This window comes from Thalassospira indica (genome assembly GCF_003403095.1).
GTDB classification, from domain to species: domain Bacteria; phylum Pseudomonadota; class Alphaproteobacteria; order Rhodospirillales; family Thalassospiraceae; genus Thalassospira; species Thalassospira indica.
The window spans coordinates 1,259,766-1,276,921 of the sequence record NZ_CP031555.1; the positions used below are offsets into that span (position 1 = coordinate 1,259,766).

General features: G+C 52.8%; 18 protein-coding genes. 14 read left to right on the forward strand and 4 right to left on the reverse strand.

The window, feature by feature from the left end:
• Nucleotides 1-26 precede the first annotated feature (26 nt).
• A complete protein-coding gene (locus DY252_RS05990; protein WP_064779986.1) occupies nucleotides 27-1,022 on the forward strand; it encodes an ABC transporter permease in 996 nt (331 codons plus the stop codon).
• A 181-nt stretch (nucleotides 1,023-1,203) separates the two neighbouring features.
• Here the strand turns inward: DY252_RS05990 and DY252_RS05995 are convergent, their stop codons facing one another.
• Nucleotides 1,204-1,479 carry a hypothetical protein gene (locus tag DY252_RS05995; RefSeq protein WP_129542688.1) on the reverse strand — a complete coding sequence of 92 codons (276 nt, stop codon included), beginning with the start codon at nucleotides 1,477-1,479 and terminating at the stop codon, nucleotides 1,204-1,206.
• Nucleotides 1,480-2,045: 566 nt separating this feature from the next.
• On the opposite strand from DY252_RS05995, the gene DY252_RS06000 reads away from it, so the two are divergent.
• The 4 genes from DY252_RS06000 (at nucleotide 2,046) to DY252_RS06015 (ending at nucleotide 4,694) form a co-directional block, all read left to right on the forward strand.
• Entirely contained in the window at nucleotides 2,046-2,399 is a 354-nt protein-coding gene (locus DY252_RS06000) for a hypothetical protein (RefSeq protein ID WP_008889527.1), read from the forward strand.
• Between the two features lie 185 nt (nucleotides 2,400-2,584).
• Nucleotides 2,585-2,920 (forward strand): hypothetical protein, encoded by a 336-nt coding sequence (locus DY252_RS06005; RefSeq protein WP_197482537.1) that lies wholly within the window; start codon nucleotides 2,585-2,587, stop codon nucleotides 2,918-2,920.
• 55 nt (nucleotides 2,921-2,975) lie between these two features.
• Complete coding sequence (locus DY252_RS06010) at nucleotides 2,976-3,779, forward strand: transglutaminase-like domain-containing protein (protein ID WP_064787255.1); 804 nt, start codon at nucleotides 2,976-2,978, stop codon at nucleotides 3,777-3,779.
• Between the two features lie 54 nt (nucleotides 3,780-3,833).
• Nucleotides 3,834-4,694: a transglutaminase family protein gene (locus DY252_RS06015; RefSeq protein ID WP_064787254.1), complete on the forward strand. Its 861-nt coding sequence runs from the start codon at nucleotides 3,834-3,836 to the stop codon at nucleotides 4,692-4,694.
• Nucleotides 4,695-4,752: 58 nt separating this feature from the next.
• On the opposite strand, the gene DY252_RS06020 is transcribed toward DY252_RS06015, so the two are convergent.
• Nucleotides 4,753-5,094, reverse strand: a complete 342-nt coding sequence (locus tag DY252_RS06020) for a hypothetical protein (protein ID WP_245960871.1) — start codon at nucleotides 5,092-5,094, stop codon at nucleotides 4,753-4,755.
• 63 nt (nucleotides 5,095-5,157) lie between these two features.
• Here DY252_RS06020 and DY252_RS06025 point away from each other — a divergent pair, with 63 nt between their 5' ends.
• Entirely contained in the window at nucleotides 5,158-5,892 is a 735-nt protein-coding gene (locus tag DY252_RS06025; protein ID WP_063088777.1) for a Crp/Fnr family transcriptional regulator, read from the forward strand.
• A 23-nt stretch (nucleotides 5,893-5,915) separates the two neighbouring features.
• Here DY252_RS06025 and DY252_RS06030 read toward each other — a convergent pair whose 3' ends face one another.
• Nucleotides 5,916-6,137, reverse strand: coding sequence for a hypothetical protein (locus tag DY252_RS06030; protein ID WP_064787253.1), 222 nt, complete (start codon nucleotides 6,135-6,137; stop codon nucleotides 5,916-5,918).
• A gap of 188 nt (nucleotides 6,138-6,325) precedes the next feature.
• On the opposite strand from DY252_RS06030, the gene DY252_RS06035 reads away from it, so the two are divergent.
• The gene (locus tag DY252_RS06035; RefSeq protein ID WP_064787252.1) at nucleotides 6,326-6,724 is read left to right on the forward strand and encodes a hypothetical protein; all 399 of its coding nucleotides are present in this window, start codon (nucleotides 6,326-6,328) and stop codon (nucleotides 6,722-6,724) included.
• A 108-nt stretch (nucleotides 6,725-6,832) separates the two neighbouring features.
• On the opposite strand, the gene DY252_RS06040 is transcribed toward DY252_RS06035, so the two are convergent.
• Nucleotides 6,833-7,960 carry a Gfo/Idh/MocA family protein gene (locus DY252_RS06040; RefSeq protein WP_064787251.1) on the reverse strand — a complete coding sequence of 376 codons (1,128 nt, stop codon included), beginning with the start codon at nucleotides 7,958-7,960 and terminating at the stop codon, nucleotides 6,833-6,835.
• A 108-nt stretch (nucleotides 7,961-8,068) separates the two neighbouring features.
• Between DY252_RS06040 and DY252_RS06045 the strand changes: the two genes are divergently transcribed.
• The 7 genes from DY252_RS06045 to iolD all read left to right on the forward strand — a co-directional run bounded on the left by DY252_RS06045 (nucleotide 8,069) and on the right by iolD (nucleotide 17,153).
• Nucleotides 8,069-8,899: a MurR/RpiR family transcriptional regulator gene (locus tag DY252_RS06045; RefSeq protein ID WP_064787250.1), complete on the forward strand. Its 831-nt coding sequence runs from the start codon at nucleotides 8,069-8,071 to the stop codon at nucleotides 8,897-8,899.
• Between the two features lie 192 nt (nucleotides 8,900-9,091).
• Nucleotides 9,092-10,096: an inositol 2-dehydrogenase gene (iolG, locus tag DY252_RS06050; protein WP_064787249.1), complete on the forward strand. Its 1,005-nt coding sequence runs from the start codon at nucleotides 9,092-9,094 to the stop codon at nucleotides 10,094-10,096.
• Between the two features lie 429 nt (nucleotides 10,097-10,525).
• Nucleotides 10,526-11,467 (forward strand): sugar ABC transporter substrate-binding protein, encoded by a 942-nt coding sequence (locus DY252_RS06055; protein WP_064787248.1) that lies wholly within the window; start codon nucleotides 10,526-10,528, stop codon nucleotides 11,465-11,467.
• 70 nt (nucleotides 11,468-11,537) lie between these two features.
• Nucleotides 11,538-12,635 carry an ABC transporter permease gene (locus DY252_RS06060; protein ID WP_064787247.1) on the forward strand — a complete coding sequence of 366 codons (1,098 nt, stop codon included), beginning with the start codon at nucleotides 11,538-11,540 and terminating at the stop codon, nucleotides 12,633-12,635.
• Nucleotides 12,635-13,414: an ATP-binding cassette domain-containing protein gene (locus tag DY252_RS06065; RefSeq protein WP_063088785.1), complete on the forward strand. Its 780-nt coding sequence runs from the start codon at nucleotides 12,635-12,637 to the stop codon at nucleotides 13,412-13,414. Before DY252_RS06060 ends, DY252_RS06065 begins: the two co-directional genes overlap by 1 nt.
• On the forward strand, nucleotides 13,414-15,327 hold the full coding sequence (locus tag DY252_RS06070; protein WP_064787246.1) for a bifunctional 5-dehydro-2-deoxygluconokinase/5-dehydro-2-deoxyphosphogluconate aldolase: 1,914 nt from the start codon (nucleotides 13,414-13,416) through the stop codon (nucleotides 15,325-15,327). Before DY252_RS06065 ends, DY252_RS06070 begins: the two co-directional genes overlap by 1 nt.
• Nucleotides 15,324-17,153, forward strand: coding sequence for a 3D-(3,5/4)-trihydroxycyclohexane-1,2-dione acylhydrolase (decyclizing) (iolD, locus tag DY252_RS06075; protein WP_064787245.1), 1,830 nt, complete (start codon nucleotides 15,324-15,326; stop codon nucleotides 17,151-17,153). The genes DY252_RS06070 and iolD overlap by 4 nt, the downstream gene beginning before the upstream one ends.
• The last annotated feature ends 3 nt before the right edge of the window (nucleotides 17,154-17,156 follow it).

Below are 17,156 nucleotides of genomic sequence, written 5' to 3' on the forward strand. Positions count from 1 at the left end.
GTGGACCAAAAAAAGGAACAATGAATATGGCAACGCCGACTCTTGCTGAAGTCATCAATCGTTCTCAGCATCATGGGCTGATTGCGCGGATCACAAGCCAGCAGATTTTTTGGGTGTTTATGGCGGCTGTCTTTGCCTGCCTGGCATTGACGATCCTGACTGACAGTTTTGCAACAGAGCGCAACCTGTTCAATGTGACCCGCAATTTTGCGTTTGTCGGAATCATTGCGCTTGGCATGACGGCGGTTATTGCCTCCGGCGGGATTGACCTTTCTGTTGGTTCTACGCTGGTGATCTCCGCGATGACGGTCAGCGTGATCATGTCCGCAGGAATGCCTTTTTGGCTCGGTTGTATTGCCGCACTTGGCATCTCGCTGCTTGTCGGGGCGGTTAATGGCGTGCTGATTGCCTATGCGAAAATGCCGCCATTCGTGGTGACGCTTGGCATGCTGTCGGTCGCGCGCAGTCTGGCAATGGTGCTTTCTGATAACAAGATGATCTACGAGTTCGGGCCGGATCACGACTTTTTGCTTTGGCTTGGGGGCGGTTCAACGCTTGGTCTTCCGCATCCGTTGATCATTATGGTGATCCTGGCTTGCCTGACGGCGTTCGCGTTCAGGCATTTACGTTGGGGCCAGCATTTGTTCGCGATTGGCGGTAACGAAAACGCAGCGGTTCTGACCGGCATTCCCGTCGCGCGCATCAAAGTCAGCGTTTATATGTTTTCAGCCCTGATGGCAGGTATCACCGGGGTTCTGGAAGTTGGCTGGCTCGGTGGGGTTACGACCAATCTTGGTCAGGCCATGGAGCTGACCGTCATTGCCGCCGCGGTTATTGGCGGTGCCAATCTTGCAGGTGGCGGAGGCACTGCATTTGGTGCTGTCGTCGGCGCATTGTTGATTGAAGTGATCCGCAACAGCCTTATTTTGCTTGGCATAAGCACATTTTGGCAGGGAACGTTTGTTGGATCGTTCATTGTGATTGCCGTGGCGTTTGACCGTTTCAGGCAGAGAAAGTCATAGACCTGCAAACGTACTTTGAGAGAAATGTCAGCTTTTGTGGCACATAACAATGGAGCAGTGATTGCAAAACGTAACCACTGCTACATCGCTTTCAATCTTCGCGCAAAAATCAGTCTGATATCGCAGCGTTCGAACAACATGCCGGTCACAGAATTTGTGCCGTCAGACCGGGTCATGTCGTTTAGTGCAAAGACGCGATCAAGCCCGTTACAATGTTCTGACGATTCTTAGCTGAGTGCGTCAGGTCTGCGAAACTGATCATTACTTTTTCAAGTTTTGCCCAGGCGGTTTCTTTTGACATCGCGCTGAGGTCGCGCGCGACTTGCCATGGATCCAGCCCAAGTCTGGCCAACATTGAAAGTGTCGTAACAGGCGTTCCGTTCAAACCTGCACCGATCCTTGTTTGCAGAAACCTGTCGTATCGTGTGTCGAGGCCGTTTGGATAGTTTTCCATCATGATAGACCAATCCATGCAAATGTCGGTGTTAGATCTTTGGCAAGAAGCCTGATTTAACTGCCCTGGCGAAATGCCATGTGGTTGACATTATGGATCAAGCTGTGCGCGGCGGAGCTAATGTGGATTAGCTGTGCGTTCATAACGCTATTTGGCACGCAGATAGAAGGGCTGTTCACCGTTGCCAAAATCGATCTCGCATCTGAACGGATTTCTTTCAATTGCAGACGGACCATTTTGCCAAAACTAACCGAGGTTAGCTCCACAGGCACACAATCGGTGTAAAAGAGTAGTCTTCATTAAATGTTCTGCGATGTTGGATCGCATCTCGTAACCGGTCGGCTTGGATTAACATCAAGGCCGGTCTCTGCCTGCGGGTTGCTGGCAGGCGCCGATTTGGTCGCTGTATCAATCCGCAATTTTCCAATCATTTGAAAATTCGAGACGCATGTTCGTTCGCGTCGTTATGCGTACTTCGCAAAGCAAAGAGCCGTGTTTTATCAAGCCCTCTTTGCGCGAAACAATCCAGACATTTGAGCCCTTTATCTGCCCTTTTGGAGGACAAGATTATGAACTATCCCGATTGGTTGAAGCCTTATGTTCTTGGTGCGGTTTCCGGTGCTGCTTTGGCAACGGTTGTCGGCTTTACGTGGGGCGGCTGGGTGACGGGCGGTGACGCGCGTCAGATGTCAGAGACAATGTCCGATGACAAAGTGATCGCCGCGTTGGTGCCTGTTTGTGTTGCCAAGGCAAGTGCGGATTTAAATCGTGCGGCAAAACTCGAAACGATCCGGGGGGCTTCAAGTTATCAGCAAAGAGAAGCCCTGATGGAAGCCGGCTGGGCAACGATGCCAGGCACCGATATTCCAAACCGCGATCTTGCACAGGCTTGTGTCAAAGCGCTTGAGCCGGAGTTGTCATAATTGCGAGACCCAAGGAGATAAAGATAGTGTCAGACGAGAGGACGACTTCTTCTTTGCCGCCTGAGGAGACATCTTTGGAGCGGCGGGTTCTTGCCCATGAGAGGATTTTGCAATCGCTTATCGCTTACATGTCGCGAAGCGATCCGCGATTTGTTGAGCATCTGCAAGACAGGTTCGTTGCGCCGATGTCGCGGGCGCCTCATGAGCATGACCACAAAGAAACAGACGAATATGCCGAAGATTTCATTCGCGCTGTGATGTTGCTTGAGGCGAAAGGCCTGACAGCCCGTGACAAATCCGCGCTGAGCAAGAACACGTCGGTCGGGCAGCAGGGCGGTGTCGGCTTTGCCCACGCACCCTATGGACAGCGTATAGAGCGCAGCGGCCGTGTTGATCGTGTGCAATTGATCAAAAAGAACAGCATCTGGGAAATCAGTGTGGATGGCGTTTTTCGCGGGCACTATCACGACCGCGAGCATGCCCTTGCAGCCGCGGCCCTTGCGAAGCTCTCACTATCTTGAGGGCGCTTTGCACGGCTGTTGCTTTGGTCCACTCAACTCGGTCAGGACAGATTAAATGCGTTTAAGCATCGGATATTATTTCCAGTATCAATTGCAGCAAATCACACCAATGATCGCGCTGCTAAATGTTCATCACTCCCGCGTTCATGATCTTGAGGGCGACGACCGCCTGCAGACAGTACCGGAACTGGCGCAAACACGTTATGTCGACGGGTTTGGCAATATCTGTACGCGTTGGACTGCGCCGGTCGGTAAATTCGTCTTGCAATCAGACGGCGTTATCTTCGACGACGGGACCGAGGATGAGCCATGCCGGGATGCCAAGCAGCATGCGGTTGAGGATTTGCCGTCTGATACGATCATTTACCTTCTTGGCAGTCGCTATTGCGATACGGACCTGCTGTCAAACGAAGCGTGGCGACTTTTTGAACGCACACCGCCGGGTTCGGAAAGGGTTCAGGCGATATGTGATTTCGTCTACGATCACATTACGTTTGGATATCTTGATGCACGCGCGACCCGGACCGCATCAGAGGCGCTTGAGGAGCGACGCGGCGTTTGCCGGGATTTCACGCATCTTGCCATCGCACTGTGTCGCTGCATGAATATTCCGGCGCGTTACTGCACCGGATATCTCAGTGATATCGGGGAACCTTTGCCCCATCCGAGCGGCGATTTTGCCGCATGGATGGAGGTTTACCTTTCTGGCCGATGGTGGGTGTTCGATCCCAGAAACAATTCCCCGCGGGTTGGTCGTGTATTGATCGCCAGAGGACGGGATGCGGCCGATGTGCCATTGCTGCAAACCTTTGGCGAAAGCATTTTGCGAGACTTCCGTGTTTGGACGGAAGAATTGTGATGCTTTTTCATGATGGGTTCCAAAAAACCGCTCAAGAGATAGCGGGGCCAGCTTATGCTGTCTGTTGATCTGGTCCATTCAACGATCTACCGCTATCACTGGCCGGTTTTACTTGGGCCGCATCGATTGATGCTCCGCCCACGAGAGGCGCGCGATACCCGTCTGGTGTCCTTTGAGGTCACAATGAGCCCGGAGACAGAGTTGGTCTGGACTCATGATGTTGCCGGCAACGCGATCGCAACAGCAAATTTCAAGGACAAGACCGACTATCTTAAAATTGAAAGCCGGTCCAAAATCGAGATGGCCGCTTCGCAATGGCCGGTTTTTACAATCTCGGCCGCGGCGTGTACTTTTCCGTTCTCATATTCAGACGACGAATGGATTGATCTCGGTGCTTTGACAGCACAGCATTACCCAGATCCGACCGGGCGGTTATCAGACTGGGTGAATGGTTTTATTTTCAGCAGCCCGACAGACACGCTGTCCTTGTTAAAGGACATTAGCTTCGGGATATCGCAACGCACGAACTACAGAAGGCGGGAGAGCGAAGGCACTCAAACACCGCTGGAAACTCTGGACAATCAGGAAGGATCGTGTCGCGATTTTGCTGTTTTGTTCGTTGCCGCGGCGCGTTGCCTTGGTTTCGGGGCAAGAATTGTGTCCGGGTATCTGGTAAATACAGATAGCAGCTTAAGAGGATCAGATGGGTCAGGTTCAACGCATGCCTGGGCGGAGGTCTTTCTTCCTGGTGCCGGTTGGGTTGCCTTTGATCCGACAAACCGCAGTGTGGGATCGGGCAATCTTATTTCGGTCGCCGTGGTTCGTGAAATGACGCAGGCCGTTCCGGTTGCCGGCGAGTTCACAGGGGGCAGGGGCGCACTTATTGACATGAACGTTGCCGTCTTCATCACTTAAATCCCGCGCCAGTTCAGTAAACTTGTTTTTGCTAATTAATCTACCCAGCGAATTTGATCTATTTGAGTTTCAGCGCATTCCCGCCCTTGATGATCCTGTCGATCAGGTGGTGGACAGCCTGATGATCTGTTTGGGATGAGGTGCCTGCGGATGCGGGATTATGTGCGTCTCTCGCATCCTCAAGAATACCGGCGATATCCTCCGTGCTGAGAATTCCAAGATCGCCCAGGCATATTAGAGTAGACTCGCAAATCGACAGCGCTGCAGATCCCTGGATATCCATAGAATAATTCATGGTTCGCCCTTTCTTCTGTGCGCTTCGGTACGCAATGCCGTGGTTCGGGTTCAGCTTTTCATATCGCCCCTCGGTCTGGCGTTGCATCGGCAGGTCGGCCTTCACAAGGTGTGCTGACATCCTTGCGACAATGAGGGGTGCCGATATTCAATGGTGAGGACAGGTTTGATGGTTTCCTCGACGGCGGCTGTTTCAAAGCGACTGAAAAACTATATCGACCTGACAGAGCAGGAGCTCGATACCCTTTCAAGAATGATTGGTCCGTCGCGGATGATTTCTGCAGGTGGAGAAATCGTTCACGAGGGGCAAAGCGGGCACCGTGCCTTCATTTTGCAGGACGGTTGGGTGATGTCCTACAAGTTGCTTCCCGAAGGTGCGCGCCAGATTATTGACTTTCAGGTGCCCGGTGACTTCCTTGGGTTGCGAAGTTTGTTGCTTCGAACGTCGGACCATAGCTTTGAGGCGGTAACGGATGTTCTGGTTGGCGAAGTCAAAGCGCAAGACATGCTATCGGCTTTCTCATCAGCGCCGCGTTTGGCGATGTCGATATTGTGGTCAGTGTCCTGCGACGAGGCGATGGTTGTGGAGCATCTCGTCAATATCGGCAGGCGCTCGGCGATCGAGAGAACTGCACACTTCCTTCTGGAACTAGGTGCGCGGCTCAGATCAATCGGTGTCGGTGATGCGCAAGGTTATCCGTGTCCTTTATCGCAATACCAACTGGCCGATACGCTTGGCCTTAGCGCCATCCACATCAATCGCGTTTTGCGCCAACTGCGTGAACAGAATTTGGTCACTTTCCAAAAGGGAGTTGTCCAGTTCAACGATTTGAAAAAACTGACCGAACTTGCTGAGTTTGAAATGGGATACCTCGATCAGGTTGGCCCTGTACTTGTATCGTAAGTCATCCTGATCAATTTTGTTGGTTACGAGAAATCTTTGCCAATCATCCACTTTTCTACATCAGCAACGGCTTCTTCCTCGGAAATGGCGCGGCGCACTTTGATCATGTTACACAGCTGCCCCTTGGTCTTGATAGTTGACAGGTCATAGTGGGTCAGGAAGTCCCAATTGTTTTTGGCGTCGGCAAGGTAGCCTTTTTTGCGTTTAAGCGTTTCGGGCGTCTCGCCACCTGTAAATCCAAACATGTCATTTTCCTTTGGTTGATTTTTCTCATTTTGGAAAATTCATTATGGACGTGTTTTAAAAGCACAAACTAACCTGTGATGTGTATTTGAGTTTTATTTTGTGAGATGTTCGTGACTGTTTAGAATTGATTACTCTGTGACGCATATTCATGCGGCACATACGTTTTGCATCAGGGAAGTTGGCAGTCATGAATGCGATGAAAACAACGCATAAAACCTACGACTTTGCCTACCCATTCAGCCTTGACGGTCGCGTGCAAAGCTTTTTGCCCGGGCGTTACAGCATAGGAATAGAAGAAGAGTTATCGTCAGGAAGCGAGCCGCTTGATTTCAGGCGGGTTAAGTCCCGCCTGTATCATACCCCTAACTCGGGTGTGCCCATTGAGATGGGAGTCATCGGCATTGATCCTGATGATTTTGATCGTGCAGCCTTGCAAGATGGCGTGCGGGTTTTAAGAGATCTGCACAATGAAGAGAGCGTTTTGAGGGTCTCTGCGTTTGATCGGTTTGCAATTGAACGCGGTGAGAATGAGGGAATGTCGGTCACGCGAAGGGAAGTCGAAGTTGCCGGAAGTAGCGTCGACTGAGTTCATTTTGGGGTAAATAGTAATATTATATGACTATTTTGCGTCATAACCTCTCCCGATCTTCCAATTGTCGTACTTTATTGCCTCGGACGTTCTCATAACTCGGGGCTATACCTCGGATAACGAGACTCTTGTGCCGTCAGTCGCGGACTTGGCAATTGCGTGGATGACTTTTTCGAATTCGTAAGCGTGTTCGAAATCGGGGGAGGCCGGACTGTCATCGCGGATCGCACGAAGCAGTGCGGCAGCTTCGATGACCTTGAGATCGTTAAAGCCAAGCTGATGTCCCGGTGCTGGGCAGAATTCACCGTAGGGCGGATGTGCCGGGCCGGTCAGGATGGTGGTGAAACCCTGCTGCGCCTTGTCGCCGGAATTGCGATAAAGCTGCAACTCGTTCATACGCTCCTGATCAAAGCAGATCATACCCTTGGTGCCATGAACTTCCCAAGCCAGCCGGTTTTTTCGCCCCCAGGCGGAGCGCGATGTCGAAAGGCTGCCCTGAGCGCCATTGGCGAACCGCACCAAGGCAGATGCCGTATCCTCGTTTTCGACCTTGGCCCGCCCGGTTCCATCGGGGAGAGGGCGCGTGGTGTGAACAGTTTGCATATCGGCAATCAAGCTGTCGATTGGTCCGACAAGGCCGTATGCCATTGATACCAGATGGCATCCCATATCCCCCAACGCCCCAAGACCAGCATCGGCAAGCTTGGCCCGCCATGTCCAAGGGAGTGCCGGGTCAGCCTGATAATCCTCGTCCACGCAGCCGCGGAAATGGACGATCTCACCAATTTCACCACCCTGGATCAGCCGACAGGCGTGTGTGAATGCCGGGTTTTTGATGTAGTTGTACCCGACCATGGTTTTGATGCCTGCCTTGCGGGTGGCATCGCGCATTTCACGCGCCTGATCCAGCGTGAGAGCCAAGGGTTTCTCGCAATAAACATGTTTGCCCGCCTTGATGGCGGCAATTGCCATTTCGAAGTGAAGCGCATTCGGCGTGGTGATCGAGACGATATCGACATCCGGATCTGAAATCAGCGATGTCCAGTCGGCAGTACTTTTTGCAAAGCCAAACTGGTCGGCCATCTGTTTGGCTTTTTCGACCGGCGTATCACATAAAACCGCAAGATGAGACTCCGGCATATCGCCCATAACAGCCCGTGCTGCACCAAATGCCAGCGCATGCGCCTTTCCCATGAAACCAGTGCCAATCAGGCCAATACCAAGAGATTTCATTTGCCGGAACTCCTCATCTAGTCAAAATAGAATTTTTGTTCTATTTAATGGATGGTCATGGAACGTGCCACGCGTCAAGCAGAAACAAAACAAGGAAGAATAAACGCCATGAGTGATCAGATCGCACCTGTCTCGCTTGAGGAATTCAATCACCGCTTGGCCGAAATATCGGAAACCATGCCCAAAAGATTGCGCCAATGTGCGGAGTATGTTGCGCAAAATACGGATCGCATCGCCGTTTCCACAGTTGCTGAACTTTCTGTCGGCGCAGGTGTTCAACCATCGGCCTTCATGCGGTTCTGCCAATTGATGGGGTTTTCCGGTTTTTCCGAAATGCAGAAGATGTTTCGCGAAACCTATGCGCAAAAATGGCCTGATTACGCCACCAGACTGGAAAACCTGCGCGCGAACGGGGATGACAGTCCGAGTGCCTTGTTGGCGGAATTTGTTGAAGCCGGGCGTTTGTCGCTGGAAAATCTGGCTTCGACGGTGGATCTAGAGACGTTGGAAAAATCAGTCGACGTCCTGGCCGCGGCCCCGATGATCCATGTGGTTGGCTTTCGTCGTGCCTTTCCGGTCGCGAGTTATCTGTCTTATGCATTTGAAAAAATGAATATTGCTGCAGTGCTGCATGACGGTGTGGGGAACCTCAATCCATACCATGCGATCCGGAAGGGGGACATCGTAATCGCCATCACTTTTGCGCCCTATTCACAGGAAACGATCGATCTTGCCGCCTATGCGCATGACGTTGGAAACAAGGTTGTGGCGATCAGCGATTCGCTTAGCGGACCGATGCGCAAAACCGATGCGTTGATGTTATCCGTGTCCGAAGTGGATGTGGGCGCGTTCAGGGCGCTTTCGGCGACGATCTCGTTGGCGATTGCCTTGGCCGTGTCGGTCGGGGCAAAGCGCGAGAAGCTTAGTCATGGAAAATAATTATTGAAAAACAAAAATAATGGAATAAATATTCCATGATATCACCGTAAACGGATGCGATAGACATCCGCATGATCATCCCGAAATCATCGCTCTGCCGATTTACCTGCTCAGATCCTGCAGGCATTTGGCGCGCAGATGGGACGATCATCGCCAATCAAGGCGGCTACGCCAAAGGGAAGGAATATCGGAATGCTTAAAATAGGTTTGTTGGGCGCAGGGCGTATCGGCCAGGTCCACGCGGTGAATATTGTCGCGCATCCGCAAAGTGAACTGGTCGCGGTTTCGGACAAGTTTGATGAGCCTGCCCAGAAGCTTGCAAAGATACATGGTGCCGCTGTTCGCAGCAGTGAAGATATCATTGCAGATCCAGCGATTGATGCGGTTCTGATCGCCACCTCGACCGATACTCATGCAGATTTGCTTGAAGCTGCGACGGCTGCCGGGAAGGCGGTTCTGTGCGAGAAGCCGGTTGATCTTGACCTTAAGCGTGCTTTGGATTGTCTTGCGCGATGTGAGCCTTATGGCAAGCCTGTGATGGTTGGGTTTAATCGTCGCTTTGATCCGAACTTCGCCAGTCTGAAGGCAGCCTTTGACCGAGGTGAAATAGGCAAGGGCGAATTGCTTTCGATCACCTCCTTTGATCCGGCCCCGCCGCCCGTAAGTTATGTGAAGGTTTCGGGCGGCATCTTCCGCGATATGGCGATCCATGATTTTGACATGGCCTGCTGGATGTATGGCGCACTTCCAGACAAAGTTACGGCAATCGGGTCGAGTATCGTTGATCCGGAAATTGGCAAGGCAGGTGACTTTGATACAGCGGTTACGACACTGGAATTCTCCGGCGGGCGCATGGCTGTGATCAAAAACAGCCGCCGCGCGGCGTATGGTTATGATCAGCGTATAGAGTTTCTTGGATCTGAAGGATTGCTTGCGGCGCATAACGTTTTGGAAAATACGGTTGAGAAAATCACCGCTGATGGCGCAACCAAGGCCAAGCCGGAGCATTTCTTCCTTGAGCGCTATGCCAAGGCCTATCAAATTGAATGGAACAGTTTCATTGAGGGTGTTGAGGGATCTGCGGCGCTGCCTGTGACCTTAAAGGACGGCATCAATGCCTTGATCGTTGCCGAGGCGGCTGCATTGTCAGCCCGTGAGGGGCGTAGCGTTGATGTTGCAACAGAAATTCTCGCCTGATCAAACTCTATGCTGATCAGCGCTTGGAAACAGACCGGCACTGCGATGAGTGGTGCCGGTTTTTGTTTGTCGTTTAGGGGACTCTGCTGGGCGAGTCGTTTGCAGACCTGAAAAACGCCACCTGATATCGGCTTAAATTGGCCATGACTGTCCATCCGACCAGATTTGATCACATGGCCGCTGTACGGCGGTTTACTGGCTATTTGTCAAAATTCTGCGCCGCCAATTCAGGGCTATGTCGCAGTGCAATAGAAAAAAAATGTTGATTTAATCAATAAATAGAACAAAAATTCTATTTAACGGTTTCACGGGCTCAACGCAGCCACGCCGACAGATGCAGTAAAGTTGCGTAAAGACGACTGGCTGCAGGAAGAACATATAAGTTCAATGGGAAAATCCCAATATTTCAGCCGACTAGGGAGGCAACAGATGAAAAAGGCGCTTACTGCCATTGCGGCAGCAGCATTTGCATTTGCCGGTTTGTCCGGAACTGCATCTGCAGAAAATGAAAAGTTTGTTCTGATCAGTCATGCACCGGATTCTGATAGCTGGTGGAACGTGATCAAAAACGCGATCAAAGTCGCGGGTGATCAGATGGGTGCGGAAGTTGAGTATCGTAATCCGCCGACCGGTGACCTTGCCGACATGGCGCGTATTGTCGAACAGGCTGCTGCGACCAATCCTGACGGCATCATCGTTACCATCGCTGACTTTAACGTTCTTAAAGGACCGATCACCGACGCCGTTGACAAAGGCATTCCGGTCATCACCATCAACTCGGGCACGCAGGAGCAGTCCGAAGAACTTGGTGCTCTGATGCATGTCGGACAACCGGAATATGATGCTGGCTTTGGTGCGGGTAAACGTGCGGCTGCAGCCGGTGCGAAAAGTTTTGTTTGTGTAAACCACTACATCACCAACCCGGCATCTGTTGAGCGTTGCCGTGGTTTTGCCGACGCGCTTGGTGTCGAGCTTGGCAGCCAGATGATTGATAGCGGCCAGGACCCGTCGGAAGTCAAAAACAAGGTTAGCGCGTATCTGAACGCCCATCAGGATGTTGATGCCGTTCTGACGCTTGGTCCGAACTCTGCCCATCCAACCCTTGCGGCACTTCGTGATGCAGGTCTTGCGGGCGAAATCATGTTTGGCACGTTCGATTTGTCCTCGGAGATCGCCGAGGCGATCAAAGCTGGTGAAATCAACTTTGCAATTGATCAGCAGCCCTACCTTCAGGGCTATCTTCCGGTCGTCATTTTGACCAACTATGCCCGCTATAGCGTCCTGCCGTCCGGTCATATCAACTCGGGCCCCGGGTTCATTACCAAGGACAACATCGCGCAGGTCGAAAAATACGCTGGCGAATACCGTTAAGACTTCCTCCCTCCAAGGGCGTGCCTTTGGCCGCCCTTGGCACCCACCCGTTAGTTAAAAGAGTAATGCCATGTCGGACGAGCGGCTCAAGCAAGTCTCAGCCATTCGCCGTGCCATGATCAGGCCCGAGCTCGGTGCGATCTGCGGTACGATCCTGGTCTTTGTTTTCTTCTTTATGATTGCCGGTGATAGCGGCATGTTTTCCCCGGAAGGCATTCAGAACTGGGGGGTCGTATCTGCCCAGTTTGCCATTATTGCCGTTGGCGCCTGCCTGTTGATGATCGCAGGAGAATTCGATCTTTCCGTTGGATCGATGATCGGGTTTGCAGGGGTAGTGATCGCCATCCTGTCTGTTCAGTGGGGACTGCCAGTTTGGCTGTCGATTATTGCGGCCTTCATCGTTTGCACGGCACTGGGCGCACTAAACGGATTTCTGGTGATCAAAACAGGATTGCCGAGCTTTATCGTTACCCTTGCGTTTCTGTATATTCTGCGCGGCCTGACCATCTGGCTGTCCATTCTGACCACACGCCAAACCATTATTGGCGGCGTAAAGGAAGCTGCTGAAGGTGATCCGCTTGCCTGGCTGTTTGGTGGCGTCATCTTCAAAGGGTTGTTCCAGTGGCTTGGTGATATCGGCGTCATTGATACCTTTACCCGTGGCTCACGCATGGGGCAGCCCGTTGTTGAAGGTCTGCCGATGCTTGTGATCTGGGCGCTGGCTCTGATCATTTTCGGTCACTGGCTTTTGACCAAAACCCGATTTGGTAACTGGATTTTTGCGTCTGGTGGCGATGCGCAAGCCGCGCGGTATGTCGGCGTTCCGGTCAATCGCGTTAAAATCCTGATGTTCATGTTTACGGCCTTTTGCGCAACCGTGTTTGCGACTTGTCAGGTCATGGAATTTGGGTCGGCTGCGGCTGATCGTGGTTTGCTCAAGGAATTTGAAGCCATCATCTGTGTGGTGATTGGCGGAGCGCTCCTGACGGGTGGTTATGGTTCGGTCATCGGTGCGGCATTGGGCGCGCTGATCTTTGGTGTCGTTCAGCAAGGGTTGTTCTTTGCCGGTGCGGAAAGTTCGCTGTTCCGCGTGTTCCTCGGCGGTATCCTGATCTTTGCTGTGATCATGAATACCTATATCCGCCGCATGATTACGGGAGAACGGTAATGAGCACACCATTGATTGAAATGGACAATATCGAAAAGCATTTCGGACCGGTAATCGCGTTGGGTGGTGTTTCCTTCAACGTCATGGAAGGCGAGTGCCACTGTCTTCTGGGTGATAACGGTGCAGGCAAGTCGACCTTCATCAAAACCATGTCAGGCGTACACAAGCCGACCAAGGGTGTCATGCGCGTCAGTGGTCAGGAGACCGTTTTCGACAGTCCGCGTGATGCGATGGAAGCCGGTATCGCCACCGTCTATCAGGATTTGGCAATGATCCCGTTGATGTCGGTGACACGAAATTTCTGGATGGGACGCGAACCGCGCAAAAGCTTTGGCCCATTCAAATGGATCGACTTCAAGCATGCCAACAAGGTGACCTTGGATGAAATGGCATCCATGGGCATCAATCTGCGCGAACCTGAACAGGCGGTTGGCACGCTGTCGGGTGGGGAGCGGCAGACCGTTGCGATTGCGCGTGCTGTGTATTTTGGCGCCAAGGTCCTGATCCTTGATGAACCGACATCGGCTCTTGGAGTGCGCCAGACGTCAAACGTTCTGGCGACCATTGATCGGGTGCGCAAAGCCGGAATTGGCGTCATCTTCATTACGCACAATGTGCGCCACGCGATGGCAGTGGGCGACAGGTTTACGGTTTTGAACCGAGGTCAAACCCACGGCACGGCAAAACGTGGTGAAATCAAACCGGAAGAGCTTCAGGATCTTATGGCGGGCGGTCAGGAACTGGCCGAACTCGAAGGGTCGCTCGGAGGGACGATTTAATGAAGCGGCTTGATGTCATTACAATTGGGCGATCATCCGTCGACCTTTATGGCGCCCAGATTGGCGGGCGTCTTGAGGATATGGCGTCGTTCAAAAAATATATCGGTGGTTCTCCGACCAATATGGCCTGCGGGACTGCGCGGTTGGGGCTTAAGTCTGCGCTGATCACCCGTGTTGGGGATGAGCATATGGGGCGGTTTATCCGCGAAAAGCTGGTTGCCGAGGGTGTCGACGTCCAGGGGGTGATAACTGATCCTGACCGCCTGACTGCACTTGTTCTTTTGGGGGTGCGCGATCAGGAACAGTTCCCGTTGATTTTCTATCGCGAAAACTGTGCCGATATGGCGCTGTGCGAGGATGATATCGATCCTGATTTTATCGCAAGCGCACGTTGTGTGACGGTAACCGGGACGCACCTTTCCCATCCGAAAACCCGTGCGGCCGTTCTTAAGGCTGTCAGGCTTGCCCGTGAAGCAGGTGCCAAGACTGCATTGGATATTGATTACCGTCCTAACCTTTGGGGATTGTCGGGGCATGGGGATGGTGAAAACCGCTTTATTGCCTCGGACGCAGTCACCAAGGAACTACAGGCGACCTTGCATCTGTTTGATCTTATCGTCGGGACCGAGGAAGAATTCCACATTGCCGGCGGTGTTACCGAAACGCTGGAAGCACTGGAAAATGTGCGCGTGGTTTCAAACGCGACGCTGGTTTGCAAGCGCGGACCAATGGGGGCCGTGGCGTTTTCCGACAGGATTGGCAAAAGTCTTGATGACGGTATTTCCGGGCCGGGATTTGCCGTCGATGTTTTCAACGTTCTTGGCGCTGGTGATGGATTTATGTCCGGCCTTCTCAAAGGTTGGTTGAGTGATGAGGATTGGGAAAAATCACTTAAATATGCCAATGCATGCGGGGCCTTTGCCGTGTCGCGCCACGGCTGTACGCCGGCTTACCCAAGTTGGGAAGAGTTGCAATTCTTCTTTGATCGCGGGCTCAAGACCCCGGAATTGCGCAATGACGCGGAGTTGGAGCAAATCCACTGGTCAACCAATCGGACCGGTGAATGGCCGGACATGCGGGTTTTTGCCTTTGACCACCGAATGCAGCTTGAAGACCTTGCAGATGAGCTCAGCGTTTCACGGGATCGTATCGGACCGTTCAAGGAACTTTGTCTGAGTACTGTTCGTGAAGTTTCGGGCGGCAAGGAAGGGTACGGTATTCTGTGTGACCGCCGACTTGGTCGTGATGCGCTTTATGCGGCGGCTGGCACCGGGCTTTGGATCGGACGACCGGTAGAGCTTCCGGGTTCGCGTCCACTTGAACTTGAAATCGGCCCGGATCTTGGCACTGATTTGAGCGAATGGCCGGTTGAACATGTGGTCAAGGTTCTGTGCTTCTATCATCCCGATGATGATGATCAAACCAAGGCCAATCAGGAAGCTACCATTTTGCGTCTTGCCGACGCGGCACGTGGCAATGGATTGGAATTTCTGCTTGAAGTCATTCCATCCAAAGTGCGCGCCTGTGATGATGAAACAACGGCCCGGGTGATTGAACGTTTCTATGAAATCGGGGTTTATCCCGACTGGTGGAAACTTGAACCGATGAAAACGGATACGGCATGGCGCAATGCCTGTGACGCCATCGCCAACAACGATCCGTATTGCCGGGGTATCGTCGTGCTTGGTCTTGATGCGCCCGAGGCGGAGCTTGTCGAGAGTTTCGAGGTCGCCGCACGCTTTAACATGGTCAAAGGCTTTGCTGTTGGACGCACCATCTTTATCGACGTTGCGCGCGACTGGATGCAAGGTACGATGACAGATAATCAGGCCATTGCATCAATGGCTCAAAAGTATCGCGCCCTGTGTGAAACCTGGGACGCGGCACGCAAGAAATCGGGAGGAGCGGAATGAAAACCGTTCGATTAACCGCAGCCCAAGCCATGGTGCGGTATCTGAGTGTGCAGCTTAATCACGATGGCGAAGGTTTTTTCGGGGGCTGTTGGGCGATTTTCGGTCACGGCAATGTCGCCGGAATGGGTGAAGCCCTGCATGGTGCCGGTGACAGTTTCCCGACATGGCGTGGCCACAACGAGCAAGGCATGGCCCATGCGGCGATTGCCTATGCCAAGGCATCAAATCGCAAACGTGCCATGGCGGTGACCACGTCAATCGGGCCGGGTGCGACCAATATGGTGACAGCCGCGGCACTGGCGCATGTGAACCGGTTACCGGTTCTCTTTATACCCGGCGATGTATTTGCCAACCGTGCACCGGACCCTGTTTTGCAACAGATCGAAGATTTCGGGGATGGCACGATTTCAGCCAATGACTGCTTCAAACCGGTCAGTCGGTATTTTGATCGTATTACCCGCCCGGAACAGCTTTTGACAGCATTGCCGCGCGCAATGGCGGTTCTGACAGATCCGGCCGATTGTGGGCCGGTGACCTTGGGGTTTTGTCAGGATGTGCAGGCAGAAGCCTATGACTGGCCAGAAAGCTTCTTTGCGCCGAAAACATGGAAACACCTGCGTCCGCGGGCTGACGTTCAACAAATTGAAGACGCGATTGGCGCGATCAGATCTGCGAAAAAACCGCTGATCATTGCCGGTGGTGGCGTGCATTACGCCCAGGCATGCGGTGATCTGCGTGATTTTGCCCATCGTCACAATATCCCGGTGACCGAAACACAGGCGGGCAAATCTGCCCTGCCTTGGGATGATGATCTCAATATGGGCTCGATTGGTGTTACCGGGGCAAGCAGCGCCAATGCCATTGCCGAGGACGCCGATCTGATCGTTGCGGTTGGCACACGTCTTCAGGATTTCACGACGGGCAGCTGGTCGCTTTTTAAGAACCCCGATCGTCGTATTCTTTCGATCAATGTGGCGGCCTATGATGCGCGTAAACATGACGCGATTTCGGTCGTTGGTGATGCCAAGGTCACACTGGCGGAGCTCACCAACGCGCTGGGTTCGTATCGTGCAGATGCGGTGGATCCGGCACTCAAGAAAAGCTGGATGGATGCCGTTGGGGGCGTCACCGCAGCACCAACAGGAAACGCGCTGCCGACCGATGCACAGGTGATTGGTGCGGTTCAGCGCAGCACAGATGAAAATGCGATTGTTGTTTGTGCAGCTGGCGGTCTTCCCGGCGAACTTCACAAGCTTTGGAAAGCAGCCCGGCCCAATGGCTATCACGTTGAATATGGTTTCTCGTGCATGGGATACGAAATTGCCGGTGGGCTCGGTGTCAAGATGGCCTGCCCGGATCGCGAGGTTGTCGTGATGGTGGGGGATGGATCCTACATGATGATGAATTCCGAGCTCGCGACCAGTGTGATGCTGGGGCATAAGATCATCACTGTGATCCTTGATAATCGGGGCTTTGGCTGTATCAACCGTTTGCAGATGGCGACCGGTGGGGAAAGCTTTAACAATCTGCTTGATACCGCGCGTCATGTTGTGCCCTCGGCAATTGATTTTGCCGCGCATGCCGGTGCGATGGGCGCAATATCTGAAAAGGTGTCTTCGATCACCGAGCTTGAAGACGCCATGGTGCGCGCCAAAGAGGCTAATCGATCCTACGTCATTGTCATTGATACCGATCCGTTGCCAAGCACGGAGGCCGGTGGTCATTGGTGGGATGTCGCCGTGCCGGAAGTATCGGTTCGCCCAAGCGTCAACGAAGCCAGAAAAAATTACGAAGCTGCGCTGAAAAATCAGCGTCCCGGAGGTTAAGAA